Genomic DNA, 14,668 nt, shown 5'->3' on the forward strand with positions numbered 1-14,668 from the left:
AAAATCTCAGGATGCATAAAAAATAATCTGAATGGAAAGCCCGTATTATTTGAGAGGGATAAAGACCAACAGGTATCACATTACATTTACACAAACATAAATTACCGCTACGCGATAATTCTTATTTTTATCTATTTTATTGTTTACCACAATAGAGCTGTGCCAGGTCGCGGGCAGGTGCATAAAATAGCAAGGAAAAAAGTTAATGCCAGCTATTTATTGAACGGAAAACATGTGCTGAAAGGATTAATTTAACAATAAATAACGAACTAATATCCTGATGGTTTACAGGTGCATAGGAACGTTTTTTTTCATGTTCTAAATAAGAACTTTTAAGAACAATAAACATATTTAACGTATGGTTAATTTTTATTAATGTTTCGCAAGAAAAAATCTATATATGAGGAAAGCTGCATTTTATCGCAGCCTAAACAGAGCAAATTTGCAACAGCCAGACCGTGGGAAGGGTTTGCAATGTCTGCAGGGGGAAATGCAATGCACCGATAACGAAACGCCATCCGTGGCGTAAGGTTACCTTACTGGAAAAGCGACGTTCTCTGCTTCTCGCGGGATTTATCCCAAATCCCGTAAAAGCGTCCGGCGTTACTGGCCGTGTACCAGACGGTATGGCGAATGTTACGGTGGCCGAGATAATCCTGGATAAGACGCGTATCGATGCCCATATTGGCCAGCGCAAAGCCACAGGAGTGACGCAACATGTGCGGATGAATTTCCAGCGGTAGTCCTGCCTGATCGCCAGAGGCGGAAATAATCTGGTAAAACTGTTGGCGTGAAAGCGGGTTACCCTTACGTGATAGAAATAACCACTCGCTGGTGGATTGTGGATATTCATCACGAATATCCAGCCAGCGCTTTAGTGCCAGAATCTCTTTATTCAGCAACGGGTGTGTCGTTGAGAACCCTTTTTTTAAACGGTGGATGTAAATACATTTTGAACGCAAATCAATATCCGAAATTCGCAGTCGGCAAATTTCACTGGCACGAAATCCATGAATAAAGCAAAGCAATGTCAGGCAATAATTACGAGCAGCATGTGGTCCACTATTGGCAGCGTTAAGTAGTGACTCGATTTCATTCTGAGTCAGGAAGTTCCTTTTTTTTATTTCGCTATTATTCTTCATTATGTTCCCTTTCTATTGCAGGCGTACATTACTATCCCATAGGCTCTGGTTGGCCTATTACAGGATCCGAAGATAGGTTTCGCATTTTATAAGTAAGCATGATGCGGATCGTTTTTAATATTCCTCAAGTAACAAGGACCGTGTCGCGGTAACGCTGCGCGAAATCCAGTGGGTATAATGAAGTCTCCCCGCCGTCGGAGTGGAGTGCGCTGGCGAATTTTTGATGCGATGCGCTCAGGCATTTGATGTATATCGATTTTCCTGGGGGTTTACACGTCCTGTTCATCCTTTCTCCTCTTGAGTATGCGCGCTTACAGCAAGGTCATTGACTACCGGCTGATAAACTGAGTCCTGGCTGGATAACGCTATGACCGTTATCCATGAGGATAATTGCCTCAATAAACAGGTTGGTATTGCGTAAATGTTTTACCGTAGGCAAACAGCGTCCGGCGATTGTTAGCATTCACTGCAACACTACAACAGCGATTAAACCATACTGCAAAAATCGTAGGGAGAATAGCGTTAATAAATGTGCAGACGTTTCAAAGAGAGATTTTACTTATTATCGAGCAGTCGGAATTTTCCGCTCAAGTAATCAGTTAACGGGGGGCTTAATCGGAGTTTTTCAGCAATTTTAGGAAGTTATCGATGTTGGTCACTCAGCCGTAACCGCTTATGATACATAGATAATTCATCTTCAGGAGCTCATGAAAATAGATGAGCTAGCTTCCCTGGTTTAGCAACATAATAGCTACCTGTAACCCACGATTATATTAGTTGGTAAGACGGTGCGGCGCTAAAGAAGTTACCCTATGAGCGCCGTCGCTTACGAATTATCTTAACTGCTGGTAGAACAGGATAATAGCGATGGCAATCATGATAAGCCCTGAAACCATGCTTACTCCCTTCGCCGCCTGCGGCCGGGCTGCCAGTACCGCGCGTGAACCGTATCCGACCAACAGATAAATTAGCGTACAGGTCATCAGATGCATCGCGCCCAGCGCCGACATCTGCAGTGCCAGCGGCCAACTGCCGTGGGGATCGGTAAACTGCGGTAGCAGGGCGAGGAACAACAGAAAGACTTTTGGATTAAGGCCGCTAATACATAACCCTTTAACCGCCCATCTATTCCAGCTGCCAGCCGATTGTTTCGCCGCGCTCGGCGCCGCCGGATGGCGTAATATCATGACCCCGAGCCACAATAGATAGACCGCGCCCGCCAGCGTGATCGCTGATAGCGCCAGCGGATGGCCGGCGATCAACACGCCGACGCCAGCGACGACGACAATGGTCGCCAGCAGATGACCTGACATCAGCCCCATCACTGCCGGGACCACGCGACGACCGTTGATACCGGCGCTAATGGCATAGGCCCAGTCGGCACCGGGAGTCATAATCAACAGAAACGAGACTACCCAGAAGCTGGCGATCAGGCTCATTTCCATCAGCAACGCTCCTTAATGATATTAGACATCACACACTCGCAAAATTAGGTTATCGTGTGAGAAAGAATATCGACATAGAAGCGAAATGAGCTTTCAATGTTATGTCCTGAACCGGCGTTTAAAGAGAAAATCTTCCAAATGGATAGCATAGATCGAAAAATTCTTGCTGAGCTGCAGGCGGATGGTCGTCTGTCGATAACTGAACTGGCGGAGCGGGTAAACTTGAGCCTCTCTCCCTGCCACCGGCGACTACGCGCGCTGGAGCAAGAGGGGGTGATTACCGGTTATCGCGCCAATCTCGATCCGGGTAAAATGGGATTCAATTTTCTGGCTATCGTTTTCGCCACGTTGAAAGAGGGCGATAAGAAAGCGGTCAGCGCTTTTGAGGAGGCGGTGGCGGAGATCCCGCAGGTTGTGCTGGCGCAACGTTTGTTTGGCGATCCGGATTATCTGATGCATGTCGTTACCCGGGATCTTCCCGCATTTCAGAAACTCTATGATGACAAACTGTCGGCGATGCCCGGCGTGCAGCATTTACGTTCGACGCTGGTGATGAAAACCGTGGTGCAAGATCGCCCTTTTCCACTGGAAACGTTAAACGCTTCCCGCTAACGCCCTGCGGCCAGGGCATTGCAGTATGGTTATTACCACTTCTCATCACGCGCGTCGCGGCGGCCTTCGCGCCGATTTTCTCGCTTATCTTCGCGACAGCGCATATTGCTCTTGTCGTCATTTCTCACGCATTCACGTTTTTCTTCACGTCCACTCTGGCGCGCATCCTGACGAATATCGCGAGCATCCTGGCGTTTTTCCGCGCGGTAGGTGGCGTGTGCGGTGAGGGTCGGCAGCAACAGGGCGGCGGTAAGCAGAGGCAGGATTATTTTTTTCATTGTCGGAACCTTAAATATAAAAATAAATCACGGAATGTTATAATTGTGGTTCGTAATCTTATGTAAATCGACACAAAATGTGCTGAATTCTCTTTTTTTTAGTTTATTATTAAACACGCCCGGCAAATTCTCATTTTATTATTCTCGTTGCTACGTATTTTAGCTTATTACGCTAAAGAGATTACGTATATGGCATCAGGGCTCATTCGCTTTAAGTATTTGCATTGATTTTTATCAACGATTCTTATTCATCAGGTTGTGGCGGGTATTTGGCCGTGCGATGCTCGCGGCATGAGATTTTTCTCAGTCCCCGCGAAGTTAAATGGAATTGTTAATAAAAGGAATATTATATGAAGCGTTCAATTATTGCTGCTGCAGTATTTTCAACCGTGCTGATGAATGTTAATGCTTTTGCTGCGGCGCCAAATGAAGAGCAGGGCGAGTTAGTTATTATTGGTAATGTTATTAATTCTTCCTGTCGTTTTGAAACCGATTATAGCAGTACAATTCAGCTGGCTGATGTTGATGCAACCCGTTTTGCCGGCATGGCGGCCGGTGAAGTCTTATCCGGTAATTTCGCCACCAGTAGCGATCCATTAACTATCGTTTGCCCGGAAGGCACAGTATTGAAATCGATTGATATTAGCGGCGGGACCTATACTACCGGCGGCGTACTTAATCCTATCGCGACGACAACTTCTGCTAATGGTGTCGGTTTTAAATTAAAACTGGGTGATTCGGAGATTAATGAAAATACCATGTATGACGTTAATAATTTGCCGCGGGCGGTGACTTCTGTGGGCAATGGCGTCTATCAAATGAACTTCTCTGCGCAATACGCACGAATTAATGCCACCACTCCGGTGACCGCCGGTGAAGTCCGCTCGGTGTTAACGATTGCCGTATCTGCGGAGTAAGGACCTGTGCCGGCGTTTCGCCGGCAATTATTGTGCTGAGGGTGTGGTGCTATGAAACGGATTTTATTAGCAGGCTTATTTATCGCTATGCAACCCGCGCATGCCGGAGTGGTGATTTTCGGTACCCGGGTTGTCTATCCGGCTGAGAAACAAGAAGTGGTCGTACAGTTGATGAATCATGGCGCCCGCTCTTCACTGGTGCAGTCGTGGATAGACGATGGCAATACCTCGTTGCCGCCGGAAAAAATCAACGTGCCTTTCCTGCTGTCGCCGCCGGTGGCGCGCATAACGGGTAACTCCGGTCAGCAGCTGCGAATTAAAAAGTTAGCCAACAAACTTCCGGCGAACAAAGAGTCGCTGTTTTATCTCAACGTACTCGATATTCCTCCGAATACACCAGGCAGTGAGGGGGCGAATACGCTGCGGTTTGCCATGCAAAACCGCATTAAGCTTTTTTATCGCCCTAAAGGTATCGCGGCGGTAAATAAAGATACGTTTAAAAGTATTTCGTTGTCTTCGCGCAAAAACGCTCTGCATATTGCCAATGGTTCGGCAAATTGGTTGACGATTACTGAAATTAAACTCAGTAACGTTAAAGTCAATGAGCGCAGCGTTATGCTTGCGCCGTTATCCAGTCAGGATGTTTTTTTAAAAAATAATCTCGCCCGCCAGTATTCGCTAACGATGATTGATGATAATGGGAACTTTATTAGCGACAGGCTCAATGTAAAATAATAAATAATGGAGTTGGCCATGTTAAGGATGACGCCGCTTTCCTCAATGATATTGTTGGTTTTATTATCCGGCCAGTTGCAGGCCGCTGAGGAGACTTTTGATACCAATTTTATGATCGGCGGAATGAAAGGTGAGAAATCGTCAAGCTTTCGCTTCGCGGATAATCAACCGCTGCCTGGGGAATATGAATTGGATATTTACGTCAATAAACAATGGCGTGGTAAATATCCAATCGTAGTCGCCAGTAATCCGGATGATACCTGCTTGTCATCGGCATTATTAAATCAGCTGGGAATCAAAGCGGATAGCGCGCAGATGGTGAAAGATAACCAGTGTATGACGCTAAAATCTGCGGTGCGGAGCGGCAGTTATACCTTTAATATCAATATTTTTCAGCTTGATTTAGAAATTCCGCAGGCCTACGTTCTGGATCTTGAGCGCGGCTACGTCGCGCCGGAAAGTTGGGACCGCGGCGTTAACGCGCTGTATACCTCTTATTATCTGAGCCAGTATTACAGCGACTATAAAGACAGCGGCAATAACAAAAGCACCTATGCCCGTTTCAACAGCGGGCTGAACCTGTTGAGCTGGCAGTTGCACTCTGACGCCACCTACAGCAAGGCCGATAGCGGCGGTGGCGACTGGAAGAGCAACACCCTGTATCTGGAACGCGGCTTCGCGCCGATTTTAGGCACCTTGCGCGCGGGCGACATGTATACCTCAGCGGATATTTTCGATGCGGTACGCTTTCGCGGCGTTAGTCTGTTCCGCGACATGCAAATGTTGCCAAACTCAAAACAGAACTTTACGCCGATCGTACAGGGGATTGCCCAGAGCAACGCGCTGGTAACCATTGAGCAGAACGGCTTTACCGTTTATCAGAAAGAGGTGCCGCCGGGGCCTTTTGCGATTGCCGATTTACAACTCGCCGGCGGCGGGGCGGATCTCGATGTCACTATCCGGGAAGCCGACGGCTCGGTAACCACCTACCTGGTGCCTTATTCCTCGGTACCCAATATGTTGCAGCAGGGGGTATCTAAATATGACATTGCCGCCGGGCGCAGCCATATCGAAGGCGCCAGCAACCAGGAAGACTTTATGCAGGCCAGCTATCAATATGGCCTGAACAATCTGCTGACCCTGTATGGCGGTACCATGCTCGGTACCGACTATCAGGCTTTTACTATGGGAACCGGGTGGAATACCCATCTTGGCGCGGTATCCGTTGACGGTACCTGGGCGCGCAGCGATCAGGATAACGGTACTTTTGAAGGACAAAGTTATCAGATTGCCTACAACAAATACCTCACTCAGACTAAAACACGCTTCGGTATGGCGGCTTATCGCTATTCAACCAGCGACTATCGCACCTTTAACGATCATGTCTGGGCGAAGAACCGTAATAGTTATCACCATGATGATAATGACGTTTACAACATTGATGATTATTACCGTTATGATTTTGGCCGTAAAAATAGTTTTTCCGCCAATATTAGCCAGTCGTTGCCGGAAGGATTAGGGTCTTTCTCACTGAGCGCCTTATGGCGTGATTACTGGGGAAAAAGCGGCAGTAATAAAGATTATCAACTGAGCTACACCAATAACTGGCAGCGGGTTTCCTGGACCATTTCGGCCAGCCAGACCTATGATGAGGATCATCATGAAGATAAGCGCTTTAACCTCTTCATTTCGATTCCGCTTATCTGGGGAGAGAGTGATAGCGTGCTGGCGCGTCGTCTGACGTTGTCGAATTCGACGACCTTCGATAACGACGGTTTTGCCTCCAATAACACCGGCATCAGCGGAACCGGCGGCCAACGAGACCAGTTTGATTATGGTGTGAACTTTAGCCGGCAGCAGCAAAATCATGAAACCACCGCCGGCGGCAACCTTACCTGGAACGCGCCGCTGGCGACGCTGAGCGGCAGCTACAGCCAGTCGTCGAAATATACCCAGGCCAGCGGCAGCCTGTCTGGCGGGGTGGTAGCCTGGTCCGGCGGCGTCAATTTCGCGAACCAGCTATCGGAAACCTTCGCCATTATTCAGGCGCCGGGCCTGGAAAATGCTTACGTCAATGGTCAGAAATATCGCACCACCAACGCGCAGGGAACGGTCATTTTCGACCATGTATTGCCCTATCGCGAAAGTTCGTTACTGCTGAATACCGCCAATACGCAGAGCAAAACCGAGTTGATTGGCAACCGTAAAGCGGTCGCTCCGTACCGCGGCGCGGTGGTGCTGGCGCGTTTCGATACCGATCAACGTCAACCCTGGCTTATTCACGCCGAACGCCCGGACGGTACGCCGCTGAAATTTGGCTATGAAATTGAAGATAACGACGGACAGAATGTCGGCGTCGTCGGTCAGGGCAGCATGCTGTATATCCGCACCGATAACGTACCGCCGTCGATAACCATCGCGGTCGATAAGCAGCAGGGCCATTACTGCACCATTACATTTAAACATACCATTGATGAAGGTAAGACCTATGTCTGCCGCTAAAAGGACGATTTTCATGAAATGGATAATTTTGCTGGTATTAAGCTTATGCTCTTTTTTAGCGCGGGCGGGGAACTGTGATGTCACCCCGGATGTTAAATCGCTGACGGTTGACGCTAGTGGTAATTACACATTTAAACCGCTGGCGGCCAGCGGTGAATTGAATGTCCAAAACAGTGATATTCAGGCCGACGGATTTCACTTTATCTGCAACAGTACGCAAAATGTCAGCGTCTCGGTGGCATCGTCGCCCCCTGACAATAAAGACTTCTACGTGGTGGTCGGCAGTAAAACCTACGTGATGGAGTTTTCTCTCGATCCTGCAAAACTCAACGCGCTTGCGGATGGTAATATCATAAAAAATCAGAGTTATAACTTAGCGGATATCTTCAACAGCGTGATCGGTATTCGCTATACGATTAAAGAAGGCGCGGCGGTCGGGACGCAGGTGAGGCCAGGAGAATCCTTTCCACTGCTTTACTCGATGCGCTTTGAGTACTGTAAAGGCAATAAAGATTGCCATGTGATAACCATCAATTACACCTTTAACGTCACCCTGCAGATTAATATTATGACCTGCGGTTTTGACGTCCCGAGCCGTCTCATCAATATGGGCGATTACAGCTACTTCGATATTAAAGAAGACAAAGCGCAATATCGCATGGAAAGCGTTGATATCGACTGTAGCCAGAACGAGTCGGCGGTATTCGAACTGACGCCCGGTAAAATTGATTATTACTTTGTCGCCGCCTCCGGCTTTGCCGGCACCAGCAAAATATTGAAGAATGACGATCAGGATGCCGCCACCGGCGCCGGAGAAGTCGGTTTTCATCTGCGCGATAGCCAGGGCGGGGAACTCCAGTACGGCAGCGGTTTCCTTTATCACTCCGACGAGGAGGCCCGGCATGGCAGCAACAACCCGATCTATCTGCAAATCAAACCGATGAAATATGGCGAGAATATCCGCGGCGGTACGATTAAAAGCCGGGTCATTATCGTGGTGAACAATAACTAACCTTCTGTACCGCGCGCCTTCCTTTGCGCGCGGTGTACGTGGTTTACGTGGTTGCGACCGGTTCAGGTCGCAACTGCTGCTGGCGAATACTCACCAGCGCCACCAGCGCCAGTAGCGCGAAAGCCAGCAGCATCAGCGCAATGGGGATATAGCTATCCCACATCATGAGAAAAGCCACCGCCAGCATCGGGCTAATACCGCCGGAAATCACCGCCCCAATCTCATGTCCCAGCGCCAGCCCGGTGTAGCGTACCTCCACCGGAAATAGATCCACCATCAGACACGGCTGCGCGGCAATCATCGCGCCATGGCACAATGGCAATGCCAACAGCATGGCGAGCAGCATCGCCGGGAAGGTGTGCATATTCAGTAGCCAGAAGAAGGGGAAGGCCACCAGCGCCATGCCTATCACGCCGATGTAGTAAAGCCGCTTACGGCCAATGCGATCGGAAAGCCATCCCCAGCCGAGAATCGTGGCGATCTCCACCGTCATAGCGATGGTGACCGCCGCGATCAGGTCGCGGGTGTCGATGCCGATATGTTTGCAATAGACCACTGAAAATGTGAAGAAGATATACACCGCGCCGTTTTCCGCCAGCCGCAGGCCGATTGCCTGCAATATCGCTCGTGGATGATTTTTAAAGGCGCTGAGTACCGGTAAATGATGGGCCTCATTTTTGCTGTCGTTTTCTGCTTTGCGCGCCACGAATTCCGCGTTTTCCTGGATGTTACGGCGAATATAGACGCCGACCAGAAAGATAAACAGGCTGAGCAAAAACGGAATACGCCACGCCCACGACATCACCTCTTCCTGTGGTAGCAGCTGTACCAGATAGAATGCCAGCGAAGAAAGAACAAACCCGCCGCAGACTCCTACCTGGCTCCAGGCGGTGTAGTACCCTTTCTGGCTTTCCGGCGCGTTTTCGCTGAGCATCAACACCCCGCCGCCCCATTCGCCGCCGGAAGCCACGCCCTGTACAAAGCGCAGCGTAATCAAGGCGATTGGCGCCAGCACGCCGATGTGGGCGTAGGTTGGCAGCAGGCCAATTAAGAACGTACTGGCGCCCATCAGCGTCAGGGTGATGATTAGCGTCATTTTGCGACTGTAGCGATCGCCGAGATGGCCGAATATCACGCCGCCGAGCGGGCGGGCGATAAAGCCGATGGCGAAGCCGGAAAAGGCTAAAAATGAACCGAGCAGCGGGTCATTCGTGGCGGGGAAAAACAGTGGCCCGAAGACCAGCGCCGCCGCGGTGCCGTACAGGAAAAAATCGTACCATTCCAGCGAGTTGCCGAGAAAAGACCCGATGATTAATTTGCGCATAGGTTGCGCCGGGGGGACCGTTGTACCGCTCACAGCTCCAGACATAAGGTTAACTCCAGTGCAGGTGAATCAGGCGGCGCCTGCTGGCGCCGGGCGATGGGTCGGCTGGGTTTTTATGGTTATGATGAAACTTAGCGGCACGACGCCATGCTAAGGGTGTGGAACTGGCGATTAAACCAGACCAGCCCGTCGCTGGGGTTGCCGAAGCGGATCTGTTTGACCTCGCAGTAAAATACGCTGTGGCTGCCCACTTCGTGGCTGTCGGCAATGACGCAGTCGCAGTTCACTACGGCGGAAGCCAGCGCCGGCGAGCCGGTCTCCAGCGCCAGCCATTCGTCGTGCAGGAAGCGCTCTTCAGAGCGGATTTGGCCGTTGGCGAAAATCCCGGACAATTGCTGATGCTGACCGGAGAGCACGTTAACGCACAGCACGCCGTTGTGCTGGAATTTGCCGTGCGCGAAGGACGAGCGGTTCATGCATACCAGCAGCGTCGGCGGTGAATCCGTCACGCTACACACCGCCGAGGCGGTAAAGCCGAAGCGGCCCGCCGGGCCATCGGTGGTAATAATGGTGATCGCGCTGCCCAGTTGCGCCATGGCATTACGAAAATCAGATGTCAGGTTCATAGTCATACCCGTTATTTCAGTTTGACGTATTCGAAGCCTTCAATAACCAGCCGCGGGGTTTTGGCCCGCGAACAGCACAGCAGGATCTGGTCGTTGTCTTCGCGTTCTTCTTCGGTTAAATACTCGTCGCGGTGGTCAGGTACGCCGCTACAAACGTTGGCGAGGCAGGTGCCGCAGACGCCCTGTTGGCAGGAGACTTTCACTTTGATGCCGGCCTTTTGCAGCGCGGCGACGATGGTCTCGTTTTCGCCGACGGTAACGCTAAGGTTGAGTTCCGGAACCTCAACCTCAAAGCTGCCGCCGCTGGTTTCGACCTCGCGGTTGAAATACTCCTGATGCAGCCGCTCCGCGCTGAAACCGCACCCCTGCGCCGTTTCATTAATCCACGCCATAAAACCCTCCGGACCGCAAACGTACAGGTGGCCGGCGGCGGCGTGAGGCGTCAGGAGTTCCTGAGGGCGGATCCGGTCGTTTTCATCGCTGATATGTAGCTGAACGTGCGCGCTAAAGTGGCAATCCGCCAGCTCGGCCAGAAACGCCATTCCCTCACGGCTGTGGCCGCAGTAATGCACTTCGAAGGATTTCCCGGCGCGAAATAGCGTATCGGCCATCGCCAGCATCGGCGTGATGCCAATGCCGCCGCCGATCAGAATGCTATGAGGCGCCGACATCTCCAGCGCGAACAGGTTGCGCGGGGGGCTAATTTGCACCTCGTCGCCGGGCTGTAAAGCGTGCGCCGCCAGCGAACCGCCGCGCGAGGCGCGATCCTTGAGGATCCCCAACCGATAGCGCTGCGGGTGATGGGCGCTGCCGCACAGCGAATACTGGCGCACGATGCCATCGCCAAGATGCAGATCGATATGCGCCCCGGCGCTAAACGAGGGCAGGGGAGCGCCGTCCGGCGAGGCCAGCGTCAGGACTACCACCTCGGCTCCCTGAATTTCGCGTTCTATGACGCGTACCGTCAATGTTTCAGCCATAGTTTTTCTCCACCCGCGAAGGGCTTAACGCATATAAATGCCGCCATTGATATCCCAGGTCGCACCGGTGATAAAGGTGGCGGAGGGCGCCGCCAGCAGTTCTACCGCGCGGGCGACCAGCAGCGGATCGCCAAGCCGCTTCATCGGGATCATCTCCAGCAGCGCCGGCATTTTCTCTTCCGGCACCGCGGCGCGAACGGAAGGAAGATCCAGCGGCCCCGGCGCAATCGCGTTGACGCTCACCCCGGCGTTACTCAGGGCGCGGGCGAAGACTTTGGTCAGGGTAATAATGCCGCCTTTGGAGGCTGCATAGTGGGCGCCGGAGGCGGTGCCGCCGTTTTGCCCGGCCAGCGACGCGAGGTTAATAATGCTGCCCTGCTGGCGCTGGCTGAAATAGCGGCCGATGGTCTGGCAGCCGACGAAGGTGCCGCGCAGGTTGGTGCTGGTGACGCGATCGAACTCCTCCACGTCGATCTCCATGATCGGCGTAGTCAGGGTTAAGGCGGCGTTGTTGACCAGCACGTCGAGTTCGCCGAAGCGTGCGCGGATCTGCGCCAGCGCATCGCTGAACTGTTGCGGCTGGCGAATATCCAGCGCCAGCGGCAGCAGCCGCTGCTGGCTGGGATCGATCTCCTGCGCGCTGCGGGTGACCGTATCGAGATTGAGGTCGGCCATCGCCACCTGATAGCCCTGTTGCCAGAGATGGCGGCTGATAACCAGCCCAAGGCCGTTGGCCGCGCCGGTAATAAGTACGCTACGTGTCATAAAGTCCTCACAGGATGTAGCCAATGCTATGCAGGTAATCGTCGCCGTTAATCAGGCGTACGACCTTTTGCAGGATGCGGAAACTGTCGCCCTCCGGCGCCAGCGTCCAGGTGACGTCAGCGGCGTAGTGCTGTTCATTGCCCTTGCGGTACTCGTAAAGGAATTGGGCGCAGCGGACTTCGACGACCTCATCGCTGGCGCTGAGCAGGCGATAACGGCCGCTCATGCGGATAGTGCGCGCGCGCGGGGTGGTGGAGATCGATTCGCCGCTGTATAAACGCTGCACGCGTTTTTCCCGCATCTCGTGGTTGTCGTAGGCGTAGTTGAGCACGTTGGCGAAATCGGTGGTCTGCTGGTCGATGGGAATGATGTACATTCCCTCAGCGCGCCACAGCGCCAGCCATTCACGGAATTCGCCTTGATCGAGCAGGTCCGCTTCCTGGTTAATAAACTGAATGGCGGCGTTGAGGATAGGTGATGTGTTCATTATTGCCCCCGGTTATCAGCGGTCATGTACTTTTTCCATTGTTGATAGGCGGCGCGCATGCCGGTTTCGGCGCTGACGTCGCTGCGCAGGCCGTCGGCGGTGCGGACTTCGCCGGGCAGGCCGCGGTTGAGCATGATCCACAGATCGTCGCCCGCGCCGCCGCCGCGCTGCACCCGCTCCCAGGCCTCTGAATCATCGGGGGTGCCGAAGCCCATCGGCCCCTGGAAGTGTTCGTGCAGCCGCAGGCGCGCCTGGTTGGCAATCGCCGGGCCATCTTTCATGGTCAGCACCATGTGATGAATTTCCGTCTCTTTTACCGATATCGGCTGCAGCACGCGGAAGAAGGCCATTGAACAGGCGACATTGGGGAACAGGTTAAGGTTAAAACCGCTGCCGCCGACCGCGCGTACGATGCGCCGCACCTGCTGCTCGTCGTGGCCTTCCTCGCGCAGGGCCTGGGCCAGTTCGCTAAAGCGATCCGGGATTGGCGCATCGAGATTGTCTTCCAGATCGATAAGCTCGGGGATCATCACCATCACGCTGTGGCCGTTGCCGAGATCTTCCACGAAGCCTTTGCCATCGACGAAGTTGAGCATCTCTTCGGTCTGTTTATCGACCGAGCTTAAAAACGACTTATGGACGATCGGGAAGTGATAGCCGTCGGTGGTATTTTCCAACTGGATTTTCCAGTTGCCGGGAAAGCGAAAACGGTGCGCGGTGGTGGCCTGCAGCGCGTAGCCAGCCCCCTGTTTCATGAACAGATCCATCCATTTCATCGCCGGGCCGAGGAAGTCGGTCAGCGGTTCAATGTCGTGGTTGAAGCTGGCGAAAATCATTCCGGCGTAGCTTTCAACGCGCAGGCGCACCATGCCGAGCTCAGATTTGTTCAGCGTATCGCCGTAGCTCTCCGGATGCGGCACGCCGCGCAGCGCGCCGTCGAGGCCATAGCCCCAGCCGTGATACGGGCAGGTAAAACCGTTCGTTTTCCCGCTGCGATGTTCGCAAACGGTGGCGGCACGGTGGCGGCAGCGGTTGAGCAGCACGTTGATATTGCCTTTGCGATCGCGCACGACGATCACCGGCTGGGTACCCACCATCGAGGATTTATAGCTGCCGGCGTCAGGGATTTCGCTCTCGTGGGCGACCCATACCCAGGTACGGTTAAAAATGTTGTCGATTTCGAGGTCGAAAATTTCCTCGGAAGTATAGAGACAGGTATGGACCCGGTCGCTTTGCACCAGTGCCGCCAGCGTTTCGGCGGTATGGCTGGTATCGATATTTTTTACCGGAATACATTCAGACATTGTCACTCTCCACATATCTCTTTTAATGACCATCAGGCACCGGTAAATCGGCGAGCGAATGCCAGTCAGCTACCGGGCGGCTAAATAAATTACGGGTGGTAAAATGATGAATAAACCACTGTTGATCTTGTTTAATAAATTCAATGACGAGCTCCGCGCTATTTAAATGCGAGCCGCCGCGGCGAAACGTTGAAGCTTGCAGCATTTTCCAGCGGCCAACCGCGTGGTTATTTTCGCCAACGCGAATATACTCGGCCGTTAAATAATGTACGTTGATGGCGAAGTGCGACGGCTCGCTAATATAAGCGTTCATCATCCCCACGATCGCCGCTCTGCCGCAGTGGCGCCCGAGCTTTTGTTGATATAATTCGCCGATACCTTCCCAAATAGCCGTTTCGCTAAATAGCGCGCCAATTTCTCGGGCGGTATCCGGATGCGTTAGATCATCACAGAGATGCATATACTGGCTGATGGCGTTACGGATCTGCACCACGGCTTCCAGCTTTTCCAGGCGTTGCAGCATTTCTTCATTCATTGCC

15 protein-coding genes are annotated in these 14,668 nt (G+C 52.4%); 5 read left to right on the forward strand and 10 right to left on the reverse strand.

Annotated features, from left to right (window positions below; translation table 11 throughout):
- Positions 1-536: 536 nt before the first annotated feature.
- Complete coding sequence (locus ABLV17_RS20220; protein WP_087859712.1) at positions 537-1,142, reverse strand: tyrosine-type DNA invertase; 606 nt, start codon at positions 1,140-1,142, stop codon at positions 537-539.
- Between the two features lie 833 nt (positions 1,143-1,975).
- Entirely contained in the window at positions 1,976-2,587 is a 612-nt protein-coding gene (locus tag ABLV17_RS20225) for a LysE family translocator (RefSeq protein ID WP_087859711.1), read from the reverse strand.
- A 138-nt stretch (positions 2,588-2,725) separates the two neighbouring features.
- Here ABLV17_RS20225 and ABLV17_RS20230 point away from each other — a divergent pair, with 138 nt between their 5' ends.
- Positions 2,726-3,199: an Lrp/AsnC family transcriptional regulator gene (locus tag ABLV17_RS20230; RefSeq protein WP_032706451.1), complete on the forward strand. Its 474-nt coding sequence runs from the start codon at positions 2,726-2,728 to the stop codon at positions 3,197-3,199.
- A gap of 32 nt (positions 3,200-3,231) precedes the next feature.
- Here ABLV17_RS20230 and ABLV17_RS20235 read toward each other — a convergent pair whose 3' ends face one another.
- Entirely contained in the window at positions 3,232-3,477 is a 246-nt protein-coding gene (locus ABLV17_RS20235) for a hypothetical protein (RefSeq protein ID WP_015369878.1), read from the reverse strand.
- Between the two features lie 350 nt (positions 3,478-3,827).
- Between ABLV17_RS20235 and ABLV17_RS20240 the strand changes: the two genes are divergently transcribed.
- Genes ABLV17_RS20240 through ABLV17_RS20255 form a run of 4 tightly spaced genes read left to right on the forward strand, consistent with a single transcriptional unit; the run spans position 3,828 to position 8,643 of the window.
- On the forward strand, positions 3,828-4,394 hold the full coding sequence (locus tag ABLV17_RS20240) for a fimbrial protein (protein WP_308957845.1): 567 nt from the start codon (positions 3,828-3,830) through the stop codon (positions 4,392-4,394).
- 51 nt (positions 4,395-4,445) lie between these two features.
- Positions 4,446-5,129 (forward strand): fimbria/pilus periplasmic chaperone, encoded by a 684-nt coding sequence (locus ABLV17_RS20245; RefSeq protein ID WP_015369880.1) that lies wholly within the window; start codon positions 4,446-4,448, stop codon positions 5,127-5,129.
- Between the two features lie 18 nt (positions 5,130-5,147).
- Complete coding sequence (locus ABLV17_RS20250) at positions 5,148-7,631, forward strand: fimbrial biogenesis outer membrane usher protein (protein ID WP_348854570.1); 2,484 nt, start codon at positions 5,148-5,150, stop codon at positions 7,629-7,631.
- A gap of 13 nt (positions 7,632-7,644) precedes the next feature.
- Entirely contained in the window at positions 7,645-8,643 is a 999-nt protein-coding gene (locus ABLV17_RS20255) for a hypothetical protein (RefSeq protein WP_087859705.1), read from the forward strand.
- 43 nt (positions 8,644-8,686) lie between these two features.
- Here the strand turns inward: ABLV17_RS20255 and ABLV17_RS20260 are convergent, their stop codons facing one another.
- From ABLV17_RS20260 to ABLV17_RS20290, 7 genes are all read right to left on the reverse strand, one after another.
- Positions 8,687-9,967 (reverse strand): MFS transporter, encoded by a 1,281-nt coding sequence (locus ABLV17_RS20260; protein WP_113372983.1) that lies wholly within the window; start codon positions 9,965-9,967, stop codon positions 8,687-8,689.
- A gap of 131 nt (positions 9,968-10,098) precedes the next feature.
- Positions 10,099-10,593, reverse strand: coding sequence for a flavin reductase (locus ABLV17_RS20265; protein WP_308957848.1), 495 nt, complete (start codon positions 10,591-10,593; stop codon positions 10,099-10,101).
- 11 nt (positions 10,594-10,604) lie between these two features.
- Entirely contained in the window at positions 10,605-11,573 is a 969-nt protein-coding gene (locus ABLV17_RS20270; RefSeq protein WP_308957849.1) for a PDR/VanB family oxidoreductase, read from the reverse strand.
- Between the two features lie 24 nt (positions 11,574-11,597).
- Complete coding sequence (locus ABLV17_RS20275) at positions 11,598-12,338, reverse strand: SDR family NAD(P)-dependent oxidoreductase (RefSeq protein ID WP_047080380.1); 741 nt, start codon at positions 12,336-12,338, stop codon at positions 11,598-11,600.
- Positions 12,339-12,345: 7 nt separating this feature from the next.
- A complete protein-coding gene (locus ABLV17_RS20280) occupies positions 12,346-12,825 on the reverse strand; it encodes an aromatic-ring-hydroxylating dioxygenase subunit beta (protein WP_308957850.1) in 480 nt (159 codons plus the stop codon).
- On the reverse strand, positions 12,825-14,129 hold the full coding sequence (locus tag ABLV17_RS20285) for an aromatic ring-hydroxylating dioxygenase subunit alpha (RefSeq protein WP_308957851.1): 1,305 nt from the start codon (positions 14,127-14,129) through the stop codon (positions 12,825-12,827). Before ABLV17_RS20285 ends, ABLV17_RS20280 begins: the two co-directional genes overlap by 1 nt.
- 22 nt (positions 14,130-14,151) lie before the next feature.
- A complete protein-coding gene (locus ABLV17_RS20290) occupies positions 14,152-14,664 on the reverse strand; it encodes a nuclear transport factor 2 family protein (RefSeq protein WP_308957852.1) in 513 nt (170 codons plus the stop codon).
- Between the last annotated feature and the right edge of the window lie 4 nt (positions 14,665-14,668).

Origin of the sequence: Klebsiella sp. CN_Kp091 (assembly GCF_040065095.1) — a bacterium.
In the GTDB taxonomy this organism is placed as follows: Bacteria; Pseudomonadota; Gammaproteobacteria; order Enterobacterales; family Enterobacteriaceae; genus Klebsiella; species Klebsiella aerogenes.

Bases quoted from the DNA above. Each gene is read 5' to 3' on its own strand.
- ABLV17_RS20220 (WP_087859712.1), bottom strand. From the start codon at position 1,142: ATGAAGAATAATAGCGAAATAAAAAAAAGGAACTTCCTGACTCAGAAT.
- ABLV17_RS20225 (WP_087859711.1), bottom strand. From the start codon at position 2,587: ATGGAAATGAGCCTGATCGCCAGCTTCTGGGTAGTCTCGTTTCTGTTG.
- ABLV17_RS20230 (WP_032706451.1), top strand. From the start codon at position 2,726: ATGGATAGCATAGATCGAAAAATTCTTGCTGAGCTGCAGGCGGATGGT.
- ABLV17_RS20235 (WP_015369878.1), bottom strand. From the start codon at position 3,477: ATGAAAAAAATAATCCTGCCTCTGCTTACCGCCGCCCTGTTGCTGCCG.
- ABLV17_RS20240 (WP_308957845.1), top strand. From the start codon at position 3,828: ATGAAGCGTTCAATTATTGCTGCTGCAGTATTTTCAACCGTGCTGATG.
- ABLV17_RS20245 (WP_015369880.1), top strand. From the start codon at position 4,446: ATGAAACGGATTTTATTAGCAGGCTTATTTATCGCTATGCAACCCGCG.
- ABLV17_RS20250 (WP_348854570.1), top strand. From the start codon at position 5,148: ATGTTAAGGATGACGCCGCTTTCCTCAATGATATTGTTGGTTTTATTA.
- ABLV17_RS20255 (WP_087859705.1), top strand. From the start codon at position 7,645: ATGAAATGGATAATTTTGCTGGTATTAAGCTTATGCTCTTTTTTAGCG.
- ABLV17_RS20260 (WP_113372983.1), bottom strand. From the start codon at position 9,967: ATGCGCAAATTAATCATCGGGTCTTTTCTCGGCAACTCGCTGGAATGG.
- ABLV17_RS20265 (WP_308957848.1), bottom strand. From the start codon at position 10,593: ATGAACCTGACATCTGATTTTCGTAATGCCATGGCGCAACTGGGCAGC.
- ABLV17_RS20270 (WP_308957849.1), bottom strand. From the start codon at position 11,573: ATGGCTGAAACATTGACGGTACGCGTCATAGAACGCGAAATTCAGGGA.
- ABLV17_RS20275 (WP_047080380.1), bottom strand. From the start codon at position 12,338: ATGACACGTAGCGTACTTATTACCGGCGCGGCCAACGGCCTTGGGCTG.
- ABLV17_RS20280 (WP_308957850.1), bottom strand. From the start codon at position 12,825: ATGAACACATCACCTATCCTCAACGCCGCCATTCAGTTTATTAACCAG.
- ABLV17_RS20285 (WP_308957851.1), bottom strand. From the start codon at position 14,129: ATGTCTGAATGTATTCCGGTAAAAAATATCGATACCAGCCATACCGCC.
- ABLV17_RS20290 (WP_308957852.1), bottom strand. From the start codon at position 14,664: ATGAATGAAGAAATGCTGCAACGCCTGGAAAAGCTGGAAGCCGTGGTG.